Annotated in this window: 20 protein-coding genes and 1 tRNA gene; 6 read left to right on the forward strand and 15 right to left on the reverse strand. The window is 69.1% G+C overall.

Features of this window, described 5'->3' with window-relative positions:
* Window positions 1-52 precede the first annotated feature (52 nt).
* Window positions 53-129: transfer RNA gene (locus DNL40_RS15465), tRNA-Pro, on the forward strand.
* Between the two features lie 250 nt (window positions 130-379).
* Here DNL40_RS15465 and DNL40_RS15470 read toward each other — a convergent pair.
* Window positions 380-1,615: a site-specific integrase gene (locus tag DNL40_RS15470; protein ID WP_218926085.1), complete on the reverse strand. Its 1,236-nt coding sequence runs from the start codon at window positions 1,613-1,615 to the stop codon at window positions 380-382.
* Window positions 1,612-1,824 (reverse strand): helix-turn-helix domain-containing protein, encoded by a 213-nt coding sequence (locus DNL40_RS15475; protein WP_111252157.1) that lies wholly within the window; start codon window positions 1,822-1,824, stop codon window positions 1,612-1,614. The genes DNL40_RS15470 and DNL40_RS15475 overlap by 4 nt, the downstream gene beginning before the upstream one ends.
* Before the next feature lie 236 nt (window positions 1,825-2,060).
* On the opposite strand from DNL40_RS15475, the gene DNL40_RS15480 reads away from it, so the two are divergent.
* Together DNL40_RS15480 and DNL40_RS15485 are read left to right on the forward strand one after the other, a co-directional pair.
* A complete protein-coding gene (locus tag DNL40_RS15480; protein ID WP_111252158.1) occupies window positions 2,061-2,300 on the forward strand; it encodes a hypothetical protein in 240 nt (79 codons plus the stop codon).
* Window positions 2,297-2,542 (forward strand): hypothetical protein, encoded by a 246-nt coding sequence (locus DNL40_RS15485; protein ID WP_111252159.1) that lies wholly within the window; start codon window positions 2,297-2,299, stop codon window positions 2,540-2,542. The genes DNL40_RS15480 and DNL40_RS15485 overlap by 4 nt, the downstream gene beginning before the upstream one ends.
* Window positions 2,543-2,612: 70 nt before the next feature.
* On the opposite strand, the gene DNL40_RS15490 is transcribed toward DNL40_RS15485, so the two are convergent.
* From DNL40_RS15490 to DNL40_RS15520, 7 genes are all read right to left on the reverse strand, one after another.
* On the reverse strand, window positions 2,613-2,810 hold the full coding sequence (locus tag DNL40_RS15490) for a zf-HC2 domain-containing protein (protein ID WP_179951104.1): 198 nt from the start codon (window positions 2,808-2,810) through the stop codon (window positions 2,613-2,615).
* Window positions 2,811-2,833: 23 nt separating this feature from the next.
* Window positions 2,834-3,628: a prolipoprotein diacylglyceryl transferase gene (locus DNL40_RS15495; protein ID WP_111252161.1), complete on the reverse strand. Its 795-nt coding sequence runs from the start codon at window positions 3,626-3,628 to the stop codon at window positions 2,834-2,836.
* 115 nt (window positions 3,629-3,743) lie between these two features.
* Entirely contained in the window at window positions 3,744-4,217 is a 474-nt protein-coding gene (locus DNL40_RS15500) for an SRPBCC family protein (RefSeq protein WP_111252162.1), read from the reverse strand.
* 372 nt (window positions 4,218-4,589) lie between these two features.
* Window positions 4,590-5,216 (reverse strand): DUF305 domain-containing protein, encoded by a 627-nt coding sequence (locus DNL40_RS15505; RefSeq protein ID WP_111252163.1) that lies wholly within the window; start codon window positions 5,214-5,216, stop codon window positions 4,590-4,592.
* A gap of 62 nt (window positions 5,217-5,278) precedes the next feature.
* On the reverse strand, window positions 5,279-5,908 hold the full coding sequence (locus tag DNL40_RS15510; RefSeq protein WP_111252164.1) for a peroxiredoxin family protein: 630 nt from the start codon (window positions 5,906-5,908) through the stop codon (window positions 5,279-5,281).
* Window positions 5,905-6,882: a cytochrome c biogenesis CcdA family protein gene (locus tag DNL40_RS15515; RefSeq protein WP_111252165.1), complete on the reverse strand. Its 978-nt coding sequence runs from the start codon at window positions 6,880-6,882 to the stop codon at window positions 5,905-5,907. Before DNL40_RS15515 ends, DNL40_RS15510 begins: the two co-directional genes overlap by 4 nt.
* Window positions 6,882-7,166, reverse strand: coding sequence for a glutaredoxin family protein (locus DNL40_RS15520; RefSeq protein WP_245885990.1), 285 nt, complete (start codon window positions 7,164-7,166; stop codon window positions 6,882-6,884). The genes DNL40_RS15515 and DNL40_RS15520 overlap by 1 nt, the downstream gene beginning before the upstream one ends.
* Before the next feature lie 112 nt (window positions 7,167-7,278).
* On the opposite strand from DNL40_RS15520, the gene DNL40_RS15525 reads away from it, so the two are divergent.
* Complete coding sequence (locus tag DNL40_RS15525; RefSeq protein ID WP_111252166.1) at window positions 7,279-8,037, forward strand: response regulator transcription factor; 759 nt, start codon at window positions 7,279-7,281, stop codon at window positions 8,035-8,037.
* Between the two features lie 16 nt (window positions 8,038-8,053).
* On the opposite strand, the gene DNL40_RS15530 is transcribed toward DNL40_RS15525, so the two are convergent.
* From DNL40_RS15530 to DNL40_RS15555, 6 genes are all read right to left on the reverse strand, one after another.
* Window positions 8,054-8,278 carry a hypothetical protein gene (locus DNL40_RS15530; RefSeq protein WP_146252119.1) on the reverse strand — a complete coding sequence of 75 codons (225 nt, stop codon included), beginning with the start codon at window positions 8,276-8,278 and terminating at the stop codon, window positions 8,054-8,056.
* 363 nt (window positions 8,279-8,641) lie between these two features.
* Entirely contained in the window at window positions 8,642-8,953 is a 312-nt protein-coding gene (locus DNL40_RS15535; protein WP_425450793.1) for a metal-sensitive transcriptional regulator, read from the reverse strand.
* 4 nt (window positions 8,954-8,957) lie between these two features.
* The gene (locus DNL40_RS15540; RefSeq protein ID WP_111252169.1) at window positions 8,958-11,729 is read right to left on the reverse strand and encodes a heavy metal translocating P-type ATPase; all 2,772 of its coding nucleotides are present in this window, start codon (window positions 11,727-11,729) and stop codon (window positions 8,958-8,960) included.
* Window positions 11,730-11,976: 247 nt separating this feature from the next.
* On the reverse strand, window positions 11,977-12,246 hold the full coding sequence (locus DNL40_RS15545) for a DUF2933 domain-containing protein (protein ID WP_111252170.1): 270 nt from the start codon (window positions 12,244-12,246) through the stop codon (window positions 11,977-11,979).
* A complete protein-coding gene (locus DNL40_RS15550) occupies window positions 12,243-12,485 on the reverse strand; it encodes a hypothetical protein (protein WP_111252171.1) in 243 nt (80 codons plus the stop codon). Before DNL40_RS15550 ends, DNL40_RS15545 begins: the two co-directional genes overlap by 4 nt.
* Before the next feature lie 115 nt (window positions 12,486-12,600).
* Window positions 12,601-13,731, reverse strand: coding sequence for a sensor histidine kinase (locus DNL40_RS15555; RefSeq protein ID WP_111252172.1), 1,131 nt, complete (start codon window positions 13,729-13,731; stop codon window positions 12,601-12,603).
* A gap of 558 nt (window positions 13,732-14,289) precedes the next feature.
* On the opposite strand from DNL40_RS15555, the gene DNL40_RS15560 reads away from it, so the two are divergent.
* Both DNL40_RS15560 and DNL40_RS15565 read left to right on the forward strand, forming a co-directional pair.
* Window positions 14,290-14,964 (forward strand): DUF305 domain-containing protein, encoded by a 675-nt coding sequence (locus DNL40_RS15560; protein WP_245885991.1) that lies wholly within the window; start codon window positions 14,290-14,292, stop codon window positions 14,962-14,964.
* Window positions 14,965-15,102: 138 nt separating this feature from the next.
* Window positions 15,103-15,660, forward strand: coding sequence for a DUF305 domain-containing protein (locus tag DNL40_RS15565; protein WP_245885992.1), 558 nt, complete (start codon window positions 15,103-15,105; stop codon window positions 15,658-15,660).
* Window positions 15,661-15,726: the final 66 nt, after the last annotated feature.

Here is a 15,726-nt window from a genome sequence, read left to right on the forward strand (position 1 = left end):
CCGCTATGCTGGGCAGGCTTCACCGCGCGGTACGCGTCGGTGGGCATTCCCTCGGGGTGTGGCGCAGCTTGGTAGCGCGCTTCGTTCGGGACGAAGAGGTCGCAGGTTCAAATCCTGTCACCCCGACCAGCCGAAAGGCCCTCTGACCAGCGGAAACGCTGAGTGCGGAGGGCCTTTCGCTTTGCCCGGAAGGGCCAGAATCGGCGCTGGGGGCGCAACTGGGGGTTTATCGCTCTGAACGGAGGCGGATTCCGACGTCCTGCGGCGGACCCCTGACTCCTGCCGGAAGTCGCTCGCGCGCGGCTCCCGTCCAAACGGTGTCCAAGCAACGAGGGCCCGATCACCAGTGGCGATCGAGCCCTCAGAGTCGGGACTGGCGTCAGGCGCCCTCAGTGGGAGGTGCCTGCTGGCCGGCGCCGGGCATCTTGAACAGCGGGTCCATGTGCCAGTCGGGGCCGATGTCTTCGACGATCGCGAACCCGTTCATGAACGTTGCTCCGGTGTGGATCACCGGGCGGAGCTCGTGGCGGTAGATGCGCTCGGTCGTCGAGGTGTCCGAGTGCCCGACCACGTGAGCGATCTGCTCGACGGCCGCGCCGCCAGCCGACATCAACGACACGAACGAGTGCCGCAGCTCGCGTGGCGTCCAGTCGGCGGGGTCGACCGACGGCACCTGCTTGAGCGCCGAGCGGAAGGCTCGCCTGACGTTGGCAGCGTCGAGCCCTGTTCCGAGCGACGTCGTAAAGACCAGGCCAGTCTCCTTCCACTGGGAGCCTGCCCGCGCCCGGTCGCCCTCCTGCTCGCGTTGACGACGTCGCAGCGCCTGGACTGCGACGTCGGGAATCGCGAGTGTGCGGCGGGACTTCTTGGTCTTGGTGTCACCGGACTTCCGAACCGAGCGCCAGACCTCGATGACGGGTGGGACGGCGTCGAGGTCGACGTGGTCCCAGGTGAGGGCGCGCATCTCCTCGGTGCGGATGCCGACGAGCATCGACACCGCGATGTACGGGTACATCCAGTGGCCTTTGGTCAGCGAGAGAACGTCGAGCGCCTGCTTCTCGGTCAAGGACTTGGACTTGCGTCCCGCCTTTCCCCTCGGGGTGATGGCGAACTCGACGACGTTGCGGTCGACGATGTCTCGGGCCACTGCGCGCTTGACCGCGTTGCTGAGCACGGCCTTGGTATCGGCAAGGGTCCGGGTCGAGTGGGTCTTCGCGAGGCTCGCCAGGAACTTCTCGACGTGCTTGGCCGTGAGCTTGCGCAGCAGCACGTCGCCGATGTCAGCGACGATGTGGACGGAGAGGTGCTCACGGGTCTTCACCGTCTGGGAGTCGACCTGCCCTTGACCGTAGGTGAGCCAGTCGCGGACTGCGTCGGCCACCGTCGTCTTGTCGGCGCCCGCGGCCAGGCCCTTCTCGTAGTCGCGGATGCGGCGGTTCAGAGCGGTCAGTGCGGCCGACCTCGACGTGCCCGACCCCTTCCGCCGGATCTCACGGCCGCGGTCGTCGTACCCGACGATCCGAGTCGCGATGAACCGGCGACGCTTTTCGTCCCAGTAGACAGTGCCCTCGCCACGCAAGCGGCGCATCGGCTTCTTCGCCCCGGGCTCGCTCATGCTGCACCGCCCGAGAGGCTGTCGACGTACTCGCGCACCGCCTCGACGGGCACGAGGCGACGGGTACCGACCTTGACGGTGCGCAGCGCGCCGCAGCGGATCAGCTCGTAGACGGCAGTCCGGCCAAGGCGCAGGGCCTCGGCCGCCTCGTCGACCCGGTACAGGACCGGGACGACCCTCCCGGCGGCGATCGACTCATTGCTAGACATCTCTCCCCCAAGGGCTTGATGCCGGCACCGCGGTGCCGGCGAGGGAATCTCCCTCACGCCCTGGGAATGCCCCTCGAAGAGGCACGGAGTAACAGGTCAATCCGAGCTTCCTGGACCGACGACGAACTCAGACGCACACGAATGTGTCCGTGCAGCGTTACTCCGCACGCGGTTACCGAGCATTCCTCCATCGGGCGGGCACCTGCGTCCGCCCTGACCGAGGAAGGACCGCGACCATGTTCCACACCAACTGGCGCACCGGCACCACCCCCAGCCCCCGCTGCGACTCCTGCAACGACGTCGCCGTCGGCGCCGTGGTGTTCTTCGCCGCCGACGGACGCCACGAGTTCAACGCGTGCAACTCGTGCGCAACCGACGCCCTGACGAACTGCGCCCCGGGCGCGCGCATCCGCTACCGCTCCAGGGCCACACGCGCCGAGGTCTCCCGTGGGCTGCTCCGAGGCGATGCAGCATGAACGCCCTGGCCTTCCGCTCCGCCGACGTCCTCGCCGCCCTGGCGCAGATGGACAGCGACGAGCGCACCGAATGGGTCGCACTGGTGAAGCGTGCTGCTGCCAACCTGTCGAACGCCGAATACGCCTGGGCTGGCAACGCCCCCGACGCCCAGCCCGACCCCGACACGTGGGCAGCCAACTTCTTCTGGCTCGGCACCTACCAGCTCGCACACGCGCTCGAACAGGTCACGCAGGAGGCCTGACCCGTGCCAGCGCGACCGCCACGCAGGTCGCCGTCGAGGCATCTGTGGCACCTGCACAACTTCCGCCGGGTTACGGCTCGCTACCGGCCGGTCTCTCGGCGAGCCATGCCATGATCGCCTCGCGAGGGGCGAGTCGCAGCAGGTCCGTGACGGCGGAGAGCTCACAAACCGCGTGCTGACAGCTTCGGCAGACCTCGGTGTGCTGCTCGAAGCGCTTGTGCTCGGCGGCAGGTAGGGCGCCGAGAACATAGGCGGCGGCGTCGAGCATCAACGGGTCTCGTGGTGTGCTGCTCATACGCCGCTCTTCTCCCGGTGGGCGTCGGGAACCGGTGCAGTGCCGTCGGCGCCCGGCGCCCGGCGCGGGGCCAGGCCGCGAGCGATGAGAACGACGCCGAAGGTCAGGCTGAGGAGTGACCACAGCTGCGGCTGGGTGAGGCCGAAGAGGGACTGCTCGTTGATGCGGAAGAACTCGACACCGAGCCTTGCCAGCCCCGCCAGGACGAGGTAGCTGCCGAAGACCTGAAGCGGGGGACGCCGACGGCGTGCACGCGCCCAGAGCAGCAGGGCGATCACGGCTGCCGCCAGAGCCTCGTAGAGCGGCGTCGGGTGCACCCGGACGTCGGTCGGCACGAGCGCGTCGGGCAGGGCCATGCCCCATGGCAGGTCGGTCGGCCGACCGTAGGTGCCGTCGCCCGCCAACCAGCACCCCAGCCGGCCGATGCCGTAGGCCAGCGCGAGCGGCACCGCTGCGGCGTCGGCCACAGCCGCCGCCGGTAGGTGGCGGCGCCGGATGAACACCAGCGCGGTGGCGACGCCGGCAATGAGTCCGCCGTACCAGGTGAACCCGGCTCCGCCCAGGTGGTGCCAGCTCAGCTCATCAAGGTGCTCGAGCAGGAAGTACACCTTGCCGCCGGCGAAACCGAAGATCGTTGCCCACAGGACGAGCGAGTGCGCGTCGTCCTTGTCCAAGCCGAGACGGGAGAAGGCGCGACCGAGGAGCCAGGCGGCGACCAGGGCTGCCAGAGCCTTGCTCACGCCGTAGGACTGGACATCGACGCCCAGGAGGGAAGCTAGTACGGGTCGCATGTTGCTTGTCCGCCTCTCGGTGCCGGGCACCAGGTGCGGCCCGCCTGCTTGCCACGCTGCGCCCGCCATCCCGGAGGCGTCATTGCGGAGCGATCAAGTCTTGGTGAAGGCGTGCCTACATGGCCGGGAACCGACCGGAGGCGGCCGCGCTCATCCGCTTCACGCACCACCGGGCGTAGAGCCGCCCACCGAGACGTCCGAGCGCCGGGTGGGCGGAGGGCCACTGGTAGTCGATCCAGACTCGGAGCCGGCTGCCGCCACCCAAGGGCTCCACGTCGAAGCCCATGGTGTAGTCGCCGATGACGACCAGATCACTGTCGATCGTCTGCCAGGCTTTCGAGGTCGGCTGGGTCCGCCCGATGACCACCTCCTTGAGGTGGAGAGCGAGGCCGAAAGCCTTGCCGTCCATGCAGATGTGGGATCCGACGGCCCTCCCCTCACCGCCGTCCATCATGAGGGACCGGCGTCGAGCGATGTGGGCGCTGAGCGACCCGTTGGTCGTCGAGAAGCTCGAAACCTCGGGCGGTAGCACGGCGAGCTCGGTCACACGTTGCTGGCGCTGTGGCTGCCCCATCTCGATGACCTCCACGTCCGCTCCTCCGAGTTTCCTCTCGTCGTCCGTGTCGGGCGGCTCGCATTCATGACGGTGCGTGAAAAGTTCATTTCTCAAGAACCGGTGCGCAGCTGGCGGCCCTTCTGGGCACTGGCGCCCCGTAGAGCCCGCGAGCTGCGGGATCTCGCCCCCACGCCTCGTCGGGCGTCGCAGCCAGGCCATTGCCCTCGATGTTCTGGATCAGCCGGAGCTGTGCACGTTCACCGAGTGATCGCCAGCGGGTGGTGCGGGATGATCGCGCTCATGGACAGAGAGCCGCCCGGCGGCGGTTGCACTGTCCGGGACTGCACGGAGGCCGGCCCCACCCCGCCCGGTGGGGCCGGCCTCCGTGAGCGGAGTCCGAGGCCATCAGCCGATGCTGCGTTCGATGTTGCCCATCTCTGCGATCTCCTGGGTCTGGGCGTCGATGATCTGCCGGGCCAGGGCGGTCGCCTCCTCGTTCACGCCGTCCTCGATCTCCGCCTGAGCCATGTCGATGGCGCCCTCGTGGTGGGCGGTCATCGTCTGGAGGAACTGCTTGTCGAACTCGGCTCCCTCCAGGCCCTGCAGGTCGGCCATCGCTTGCTCCTGATCCATGCCGTTCATGTCCATCCCGGAGTGGTCCATGCCCTCCATGCCGTCCATGCTCGCGCTGGTCTCCTCACCCCAGTCCTCCAGCCAGCCGGTCATGAGGTCGATCTCCGGCTGTTGGGCCGCGGTGATGCGCCCGGCGAGGTCCTGGACCTCCGGCGTGGTCGCCTTCTCGGTGGCGAGCTGGGCCATCTCCAAAGCGCCCTGGTGGTGGACGATCATCATCTGTGCGAACTGGGTGTCGGCCTCGTTGTGCTCGGCCGCCACGGACGCCGTCGTCTCGGACGATGGCGTGGGCTCTTCGCCGCCTGCATCGTCATCGCTCTGGGAGCAGGCAGCGAGGGCCAGGCCGAGCGACAGGACGAAGGCGGTGGCTCGTGCGGCGCGGCGGACGGTCGTGGTCATGCGGTTTCCCTTCTCGGATGTCGCCCGGAGGACCGGGCGGCGGTGCGCACGCTGGGTGCGCGTCACAGTCGGCTCTTGACCTCTGAGTACAGGTCGTCTGGGGCGAGCCACATGGAGGGGTAGTCGCCCTTCCACAGTTGGGTGCCGTCCGGCCCGATCAGGACGAAGCCGTGGCCGGGAAGTCCTTCGTGCATGCCGGTGCCGAGGGTGCCGTACTCGGCCGAGACGGTGCCGTCGTCGATGAGGAAGGGCGTGCTGATGTCGAAGCGTTCCCGCTCGGGGTTGATCTGTTCAGCGGTATTCATGACGATCGGCAACACGGTGATGCCGGCGGCTGCGAAGTTGGGGTCCTTCTCGATCTCGGCCATCTGCTGGATGCAGGCGTCGCAGCCTGCGCCCTCGTTGAAGTACAGGACGACCGCCTTGCCGTGGTAGTCGGCCAGGCTCACTGTGGACCCGTCGGAGGCGGGCAGTGTGAACTCCGGTGCCGGGCGGCCGGCCTCCGTGGTCGCGGGGCGGGCGGACAGCAGGCCGAACGTCACCACGCCGGCCAGGACGAGGACCGCGACGGCCCACAGCAGGGTGCGCCGGGTGCGTGTGCGCCGAGCCTGGGCGGCCTGCTCGGCCTTGACCTGGGCTAGGGCGGCCTTGCGCTGCGCCTTGGTCGACCGGCCCATGCTTGCTGTGGTCATCGGGAGCTCCCGTGGTGATGCGGCTGGCCCGACGTGCCGGCGGGCTCGGACTTCTGGTGGTGCTCACATGCCGGTGCCGCCGGGGCGGCCGCCACGTGTGGCTCGCCGGGGGTGGGGCGGCGTTCGGTGAGCGTCGCCCACACGAACGCCCCGGCGACGGCGATCAGCGCGAGCCCGAGCACCGGCTCCGGGACGGGGGCAAGCCAGACCTGGACCTCGGAGAAGACCTCGGTGAGCGTGCTGCTGGCGGCGTCCTGGAAGGCGGAGCCGCCGGTCATGTCGCGGCTGCCCGCCAGCAGGATCACCACCACGCCCATGACGGCGAACCCGATCGCGACTGCGAGGTTGACCGTGTTCGTCACCAGCGTCCGACCCGCGACGCGGATCCGCACGACCTTGGCCTGCAGCCAGCGGCGCTCGCGCAGCCGCGCCTTGTCCCACACCAGCGCCATGACGAACAGGGGGAACACCATCCCGAACACGTAGGCAAGCCCCAGCGCCGTGCCACCCACGGCGGATCCGGACAGCACCGAGAGGGTCATCACGCCGGCAAGCACCGGCGCGCAGCAGGACGAGGCGATCCCGGAGAAGACGCCCAGGGCGAAGAAGCTCGCCGTGTCGCCGCGGGCGGTGTCCGGGGCGCGCACGAACGAGGGCAGCGACCACATGCGCCCGCTCAACGCCAGACCGGCCAGGGCCAGCATGAGCAGGCCACCGGCCCAGTACAGCGGGGCGTGGTACTTGGCGATCGCCCCGGCGATGAGCGTGACGCCGAGCGTGATGGGCACCAGCACGACGGCAAGCCCCGCGGCGAACACGAAGGTCAGGGGCAGCAGCCGCCAGCGGGCGTTCTTGGCGGCGCCCGCCAGGTAGGAGGGGGCCAGGAACACGATGCAGCAGGGCGCGAAGAGGGCGACACCACCGGCGAAGAAGGCGGCCAGGACCGAACCGGTGGCCAGCAGCTCGCTGCCCATCAGGGCCTCGCGACCGTCAGGCGGGCGGCCCCCAGGGCGCGGGCCAGCTTGTGCTTGGGCAGGCGTCCGGAGGAGAAGAACTCCCCGTCCAGCAGCACGAGCGGGGCCAGGGCCGGGCGATGGCGGGCGATGAGGTCGCGGCCATCGTCGGAGTCCGCGTCCACGACGACGAGGTTGATGGTGCGCGCTCGAAAGAGCGCACCGAGCGTCTCCTCGGCCTCGTGGCAGAAGTGACAGGCCGGGGTACGGACCATGACGACGGTGGGCGACGGGTCGACGGGCACAGGGATGCTCCTCCGGTGGTTCGGACTGCCCCCAGCCTCAGGCCCAGATCCGGAAGCACCGGTCGACGTTGGATCAAGAATCGATGAAGACCGCCCGGGCCGGGCCGGTCGGATGGGTTCCGCCCATACGTCCGGCGAAGATGGACCGGTGAACGCGATCTCACCTGCCCGCCGTGCCGTCGTGGTCGACGACGAGGTGCCGCTGGCCCGTCTCGTCGGCGGCTACTTCGAACGCGACGGCTACGAGGTGCACCTGGTCCACGACGGCGTCGCCGCGGTGGACGTGCTGCGCGGGGTCGACCCGGACGTCGTCGTGCTCGACCTGGGCCTGCCCGGGCTCGACGGCGTCGAGGTGTGCCGGCGGCTGCGCACGTTCTCCGACTGCTACGTGGTCATGCTCACCGCACGCGCCGAGGAGGTCGACACCCTGGTGGGGCTGTCGGTGGGCGCCGACGACTACGTCACCAAGCCGTTCCGGCCGCGCGAGCTGATGGCGCGAGTGCAGGCGATGCTCCGCAGGCCGCGACGCTCGAGCAGCTCCCAGGTGTTGCAGGCACGCCGACCTGAGGTGATCAGGATCGGACCGCTGAGCATCGACGTCGACGCCCGGGAGGTGACGCTCGACGATGATGCCGTGGAACTGACCCGCACAGAGTTTGACGTGCTGGCCGCGCTGGCGGCCCGCCCCGGACGGGTCTACTCGCGCCGGGCGCTGATTGAGGAGGTCTGGGGCCCGGACTGGTATGGGGACGACCACCTGGTCGACGTCCACGTGCTGCACGTGCGGCAGAAGCTCGGCGACAGCGCGGCCGAGCAGCGGTTCGTCCGCACCGTTCGAGGCGTGGGGTACCGCATCGGCACCGGGGACTGACCGGCCGCCGCACGCCTCAGTGGTGAGATTCATGATCGACCGACACCTCGGACCCCTCAGGGGTGGGCTCACCGCCTGGGTCACCGGCACCACTGATCACCGGACCGAGCACCGTCGTGGAGATGACGAACGCTGCCGCGAACACGCCGAGCGCAATCGCGGGCGCCCACCAGGAACCGAACCGTCGCCTCAGCCTGACAAGCATCGGGATCGATGCGGCCAGGCCCAGCAGACCGAACACGATCCTCCCGCCAGCGGCGGCGACCAGTGCCGTCCCCACGAGCGGACCGACGTGGTGCAGGACGTGCGGGGCCACTCCCATGACGGCCCCGGCCACCCCACTCACAGCGGTCCACGCCGCGCGCAGCCGACCCTGCGTGGCTGCGGTAGCCGCACCGGGCTCACCGCCCGGCGACTCTTCGCGGTCTGGACACTCGTGCACCACGCGACGCTCAGGTCTCACCATGCGGCCTACGTTGCCGCCCATTTCGTAGCGTGATCATCAAGGTGAGATGAAGGTCGGACGAAGCCGACGGCGCGGGCGTCATCTTCGCCCGATTGAACGCCTAACTAGTGGCCCTCGTGGGCAGGCATGCTGCGCCGCCTATTGGCTGCGGACGAGCCGCGAGATCGCCCCCATGGCCTCACGGACCTTGTCGTCATGAACCCCGCCACCGGTCTGCGCCGCTTCGGAAAGACAGTTCCGCAGGTGATCGTCGAGGAGGAGCATGAGGGCTGCAGACTGCAGTGCCCGGGAGGCGGCGGAGATCTGGGTGACGACGTCGATGCAATAAGCCTGCTGGTCAACCATGTGGGCGATGCCGCGCACCTGCCCTTCGACGCGGTGCAGCCGGGCGAGGACGGTGCTCGGATCGGCCGCGGCCACGGTTCTCGCCTCCACGCCCGGCTTGAGCACGACGTCAGGAACTGGCCACGGGGTGGCCGTAGCGGTGGGGGTCTGCGTCGAATGCCGCCGCGCAGCCTGCCGAGCAGAAGGCGAAGGTCACTCCGTCATGTTCCCGCCTGGCCGCGGCATTCTGGGGGTCTACGGTCATGCCGCAGACAGGGTCGGTCGACGATCCGGTTGCCGGGCCGCCGTGGTGGTCGTGGTGGTCGTGGTGCGTCATGGTGTTCTCTCCTTCGATATGGTCGCCGCCGATCTCGACGATGGGAGTGGTGGCCGCGGCGGGCTGGCCGATGCTCGGTACTGGCTTGGGGGCGAAGCGGCGCAGGCGGTTGGCGTTGGTGACGACCGACAGGGAGGACAGCGCCATCGCCAGCGCCGCGATGACCGGGCTGAGCAGGAGGCCGAACGCCGGGTACAGGACGCCCGCGGCGACAGGGATGCCGATGGCGTTGTAGCCGAACGCGAAGGCCAGGTTCTGCCGGATGTTGCGCATGGTGGCCCGGGACAGGTCGACAGCGGTCACCAGGCCGGACAGGTTGCCGGAGATGAGCGTGATGTCGGAGGACTCGATGGCCACGTCGGTGCCGGTCCCGATGGCGGAGCCGACGTCGGCCTGCGCCAGTGCGGGCGCGTCGTTGATGCCGTCGCCGGCCATTCCGACGACTCGGCCCTCGGCCTGCAGTCGCTTGACTTCCTGGGCCTTGTGCTCGGGCATCACCTCGGCCACGACCCGACCGATGCCGACCTGACGGGCGATCGCGGAGGCGGTGGCCCGGTTGTCGCCGGTCATCATGACCACGTCGATGCCGCGCGCCGCCAGGCCGGCGATCGCCGCGGCGGACCCGTCCTTGATCGTGTCGGCGACGGCGACCACGCCGGCGGGCCGTCCGTCCACGGCGGCGAGCATGGGCGTCTTGCCGTCTGCGGCGAGCTGGTCGACGACGGCGAGCAGGCCGGTGGCGTCGACTCCCGCCTCGGTGAGCAGGCGCCGGTTGCCGACGAGTACCTCGCGGCCGTCGACCCGCGCCCGCACGCCCTGTCCGGTGATCGACTCGAAGGAGTCCAGGTCCGCGACCGGCAGGCCGTGCTCGCGAGCGCCGGCGACGATCGCTGTGGCCAGCGGGTGCTCGGAGTCTCGTTCCGCGGCGGCCACAAGTCGCAAGAGCTCGTCGCCGTCGAAGTCCGCGGAAGGCAGGACATCGGTCAGGGCGGGGGCGCCCTGGGTGATCGTTCCGGTCTTGTCCAGGACCACGGTGTCGAGCCGGTGTGCGGTCTCCAGCGCCTCGGCGGAGCGGATGAGGATTCCCTGGGTGGCGCCCTTGCCCGTGCCGACGGTGATCGAGAGCGGGGTGGCCAGCCCGAGCGCGCAGGGGCACGCGATGATCAGGACGGCGACCGCCGCCACGAGGGCGAAGACACCGGCGGGCGGCGGTCCGACGAGCCACCAGATCACGAAGGTCCAGATCGCGACGGCGATCACGGCAGGCACGAAGTAGCTCGAGACCTTGTCGGCAAGCCGCTGGATGGGGGCCTTCGATCCCTGGGCCTGGCGCACCAGGGCGATGATCTGGGCGAGCATGCTCTCGGCGCCGACCTTGGTGGCGGTGTAGCGCAGCGAGCCCGTCTGGTTGATGGTTGCGCCGATCACCGTGTCGCCGGCCCGCTTCACCACCGGGATGGGTTCGCCGGTGACCATCGACTCGTCCACCGCGGACTCGCCCTGGACCACGTGCCCGTCGACCGGAAGCTTCTCGCCCGGTCGGATCACCACGGTGTCCCCGGCGACGACGTCGCCCACCTCGATCTCGATCTCTTCGCCGTCGCGGATCACGCGTGCGGTGCGTGGCTGCAGGCCGATGAGCGCGCGGATCGCCTCACCGGTGCCGGCCTTCGCCTTGGTCTCCAGGAGTCGGCCGAGCAGGATCAGGGTGAGGATCACCCCGACGGCCTCGTAGTACACCTCGCGTGAGTCCGCGGGCAGCAGTCCCGGCGCGAAGGTGGTCACCAGGCTGAACCCGAAGGCCGCGATCGTGCCGAGCGTGATCAGGGAGTTCATCTCCGCCGTGCGGTGGGACAGCGCCAGCCAGCCGGTGCGGTGGACGGGCCACCCGGTGTAGGCCATCACCGGAGCGATGAGCAGCAGCTGCAACCACGGCCGCAGCAGCAGGTCCGGTACCCAGGTGGCACCGAACAGCTCATGCGCCATGACAGCGACTAGGACCGGCGCGGTCAGCACCGCGCCGAAGATGACACGCCGACGCAGGTCCGTGATCTCCGCCGCCCGCTCTTCAGCCTCGGCGTCGGCGCCCTCGACAGCCTCCGACTCGAAGTCGGCGATCGTCACGGCATCGGCGTGCGCATGAGGGGCTTGCAGTTGGGCCTGCCCGGCCACGGCGGCGCCTACGCCCGCGCCGGCGGATGCCGGGACCACCTTCAAGGTCCCGTGCAGCATGTTCATCCCGCAGGCAAATCCGAACTCGCCGGTCTTGTCCGGCACCAGCTCGACGGCGGTTGTCGTGTGGGCCGCCAAGGTCTGGTTGATCTTGAAGTCGGGAAACACCACGCGGGATGAGCAGTCGCCCGCCTCCTGTCGGTCGAACAGCAGTCGCACAGGGGTGCCTTGCTCGACTTCGAGGATGTCGGGGCTGTAGCCGCCCTTGACGGCGATCGCCAGGACCTGGACACCACCGTCCAGGGTGGCCCGCCTGGAGGAACGCGGGCCGAAGAAGTACCAGGCGAGCAGTCCCGTCAGCAGCACTGCGATCGCCACGACCAGAACGTCCATGACCGTCGACCTTCTCCCTTGTGCTCACCAAACCGATGGCCCCCCAGAGGGCGATGCCGTTGTCGTCCGAGCGCTCCTGCACTGGTCCGCATACCCCCGGGGGGTACGTTGACTCTACGGCTCGTGGCTACTCGCGAGCCCTTCGCCGGATTGAGATTCGATGAAGGGTTGTCTTCTTGAGCACGCGCCACGCAGACGCGCCGCTCTGCCGAGGGCAGGGCGGCGCGTGCGTGTGACCGCGTCGGGTTCAGGGCAGACGCTCGTGGTTCTCCCGCGTGATCTCGCGACCCGGGCGTGCCCCGGGTGCGGGCGTCGTTGCCGCTGACTCCCCGCTGCCCTGGGCGGCGTGGTCGTGCCCTCCGTGCCGACTCATCATCCCCATCATCATGACCATGCCGATCGGGCATGCCAGGAGCAGCGCGTAGGGCAAGGCCTTGCCGAGGTCCACACCGAAGGCCAGCAACAGAACCAGGATCGCTCCGCCGGCGATCGCCATGTGCTTGAGGTGGTGTTTCATCGTTGTCCTTCCGCCCGGTGGGACTCGAGCCCGTCGAGCTCTGCGCGAAGCGAGCGGTAGGTCTCGGTATCGATCTCCCCCGAGGCCAGCCGCACGTCAAGGGCGGCCCGTGGGTCCCGGTCCTTTGCGGCGGGGAACAGCCGACACACCACCCAGACCACCAGGGACAGCACCGCCGCCCAGGTCGCCGCCATGACGATCCAGCCGCCGACGCCCATCGAGGTGCACCACAGGCCCATCTCGCCGCTCCGTCCCGTCCAACGGCACGGGTCGTACCGTCAGCAACTAGCCTTCCTGCGGCCGATCAAGATCGCGCGACGGAAACGATGAAGGCTCGATGAAGCCGTGCCCGGCCTAACGACGAAGCGCAGCCAGAGCCGGCGGCACGTCGATCACGAAGGACGTTCCGCCTCCCGGACCATCAGAACGGACCGACACGGTCCCGCCGTGGGCTGTGACCAGGGCGCGCACGATGGCCAGGCCCACCCCGGATCCTCCGTGGCCACGGTCCCTGGCGGTGTCCACGCGGTAGAAGCGCTCGAACACATGCGGCAGGTGCTCGGCGTCGATGCCCTCCCCCGTGTCGACGACGGCAAACCGCACCCCGCCATGGGCCCGGCTGACGATGATCTCGACGGTTCCGCCGCCGGGCGTGTGCCGCAGCGCGTTCTCCAGGAGGTTGCCGAGCACCTGCCCGAAGCGGTCTCGATCCGCAGCGATCGGTGGGAGCTGATCCTCAACCCGGCCGGCGAGCGCCACACCCTTGGACTCGTAACTTGGGCGGGCCGCGTCGACCGCTGCAGCGACGAGATCACCGGCGTCCGCCGATTCCAGAGCGAGCGGAAGAGCGCCGGACTCCGCGCGTGTGACGGCGGCGAGATCCGCGGCCAGGCGGGTCAGCCGCGAGGCCTGGCTACGTAGCACCTCGGCAGTGCTCGGCGTGAGCTGCTCGACTCCCTCCTCGATGGCATCGAGATATCCGGCGATCGTGGCGACCGGGGTACGCAGCTCGTGCGCGACATCGGCCATGAGCCGCCGGCGCATGGTCTCGTTCTGATCGAGGCGGGTGCCCATCTGGTTGAACGCCTCGGCCAGATCGTCGAACTCCGCGCCGATGCGGGGCGGGACGACACGGACGTCGAACCGACCGGCGGCCACCTGCGCCGCCACCGCAGACATGCTTCCCAACGAGGCTCCGATCCGGCGCGACAGGAACAGGCTCACAACCAACGACGTGGCGACCGATGCTCCCAGCGCGACGGCGAGCGTCACTGTGCTCGCAGAGACGAAGGCCTCCTCGGCATGGGCGGCCACGCTGCCCGGCGTCTGCTCCGCGTGCTCCATGTGCACACGAAAGACGCCCGGACCGACCGCCGACGCGACCAGCCATGCCGTCAAGCCGCCGGCAAGGACGACTAGCACCATCGCGACAATCAACCGCCCGGCGATCCCGGAGATGCGTGATGAACGCCGTGTCGCTGCCATCGTCGCTCCTTCCGTCGTGCCCTGTCACAGTCTCTTCGACGAGCAGCGCGCAGTGGACCTGGGGGCTCATCGGTTGAACGCGAGAAGCCGGTCCGCAACCACCTCACCGGCCCAGCACGATCATCGACCACCAGACGCCAGGACATCACCGCCATCAGACGACCGGCGAGCGCCTCGACGGCTCACGCCGACTGGGACGGCCCCTCAGGCACTGACTCCGTGCTGTGTTAGGTGCCGCTCGCAGCCGCCGCCTCGTCGCCTCCTTCATCAAACCTTCATCGGCGCGACGGACCGCCCCGGGTGCGTGCGCATGCCGGGCTCCATAGCGTCGCCAAGATCGCAGAACGCAGTCGAACGGCGCAGGTGCTGCCCACAGCAAGGCGGACCATCACGCCCTCACGAGTCTGGTCATCCGGCGTACCGGACCTGACACGTCGGCCCGCGCCAGCGGTACACCGCTGCCGCGTCATGCACCTGCCTCGGTGCGCCAGGAGACCTCAGGGTGGAACGGGCGCAGCCGGCTCGATGGCTGCACGGAGACAACAGGGAGGCTGAGATATGTCCGAGCACCACGCGCAGACGGGTGCGACGCACCGTGGGAACCAGCAGCACGAGGGCCGTGCGGAGCGACACGGCGAGGCGCAGGACCAAGGTCGCCAGCAGCACCACGATCACGAGCAGGGTCACGGCATGTCTCACGACCCCAAGAAGATGTACCTGCGGTTCGCGGCCATGATCTTGACGGGGATGGTCGTCATGTACTGGACGATGTTCGCCGGGGTCTGGGAGTGGAGCCACATCCGCTTCAGCGAGAGCCGTGTGTTCATGGCGCTCACCATGGGTGGTGCCATGGCACTGGTCATGCTGGCCTGGATGCTGGGCATGTACAGAAACGCCAAGGCGAACGTCGCCGTCGTCATGGCCGGCATCGTGCTGCTCGGTGGCGGGATCGCTCTGGACCGAAGCCAGATCACAGTGGACGACACCGCCTACATGCGCGCGATGATCCCGCACCACTCGCTCGCGATCACCCGGTCGGAGCGGGCCCAACTCGAGGACGTGCGGGTGTGCGAACTCGCCGTCGAGATCAGCGAGTCGCAGCGACGCGAGATCGGCGAGATGGACTGGCTGATCAAGGACATCGAGACTAACGGGCCCGCTACGACGGCGGAGCAGGCGCAAGACCGGCCTGTCCCTGACTTCCAGGAACCGGCAGAGCGCCAGTGCCCCTAGAGCTCGACACGAAGTCGTCGTTGCTCACCGCAACCGGCGCGACACCGCGCGCGGTCCGGCCCGAGCAAGCCCTGAAGGGAATCACGAGAGGGGAAGCTGATGCACAGACGTAGAGTGCTCACCTTCGCGCTGGCGTCCATGGTGGCGGTGACCGTGGCGGCCTGCGGCGCCAGAGGCGAGGAACCACAGGCTGAGGGCAGTCAGACCCCCGCCGGGTCCTCACCTACCGCTCAAACCGACGGTAGTGAACAGACGTCGCAGGTGGACGCGACGTTCGCGGCCACGATGATTCCCCATCACGAGATGGGGATCGAGATGACCAAGATGGCGCTGGAGAAGGCGGCGACTCCGGGAGTCAAGCAAGTCGCCGAGACGGCCCAGGCGTCCCAGCAGGAGCAGCTCCCCCAGCTGCGGGAGATTGCCGACGCCGCAGGCATGGAACCCATGTCGCCCGAGCCTCCGTTGCAGGAGCTGAACGACCAGCAGATGGCCGAGCTGCAGGCGCTGCAGGGCGAGGACTTCGACCGGAGATGGCTGGACGTGTTCCGCAGCCATCACATGGCCGCGATCATGATGGCTGACGTAGCGCTCGCCACCGACGACGACGGACCTGCCCAGGCCCTGGAGCAGACCATCCATGACGGTCAGCTCGACGACGTGGAGCAGATGAACGCGCTGCGGGCCGACCTCGGCTGATATGTAGGTGGTTCCTGTCAAGTGGCAGGTTGAAGCGCCCGCCCTGGGCCGTCGCTCGGGGCGGGC

The sequence above is a fragment of the Xylanimonas oleitrophica genome (assembly GCF_003244315.1).
GTDB classification, from domain to species: domain Bacteria; phylum Actinomycetota; class Actinomycetes; order Actinomycetales; family Cellulomonadaceae; genus Xylanimonas_A; species Xylanimonas_A oleitrophica.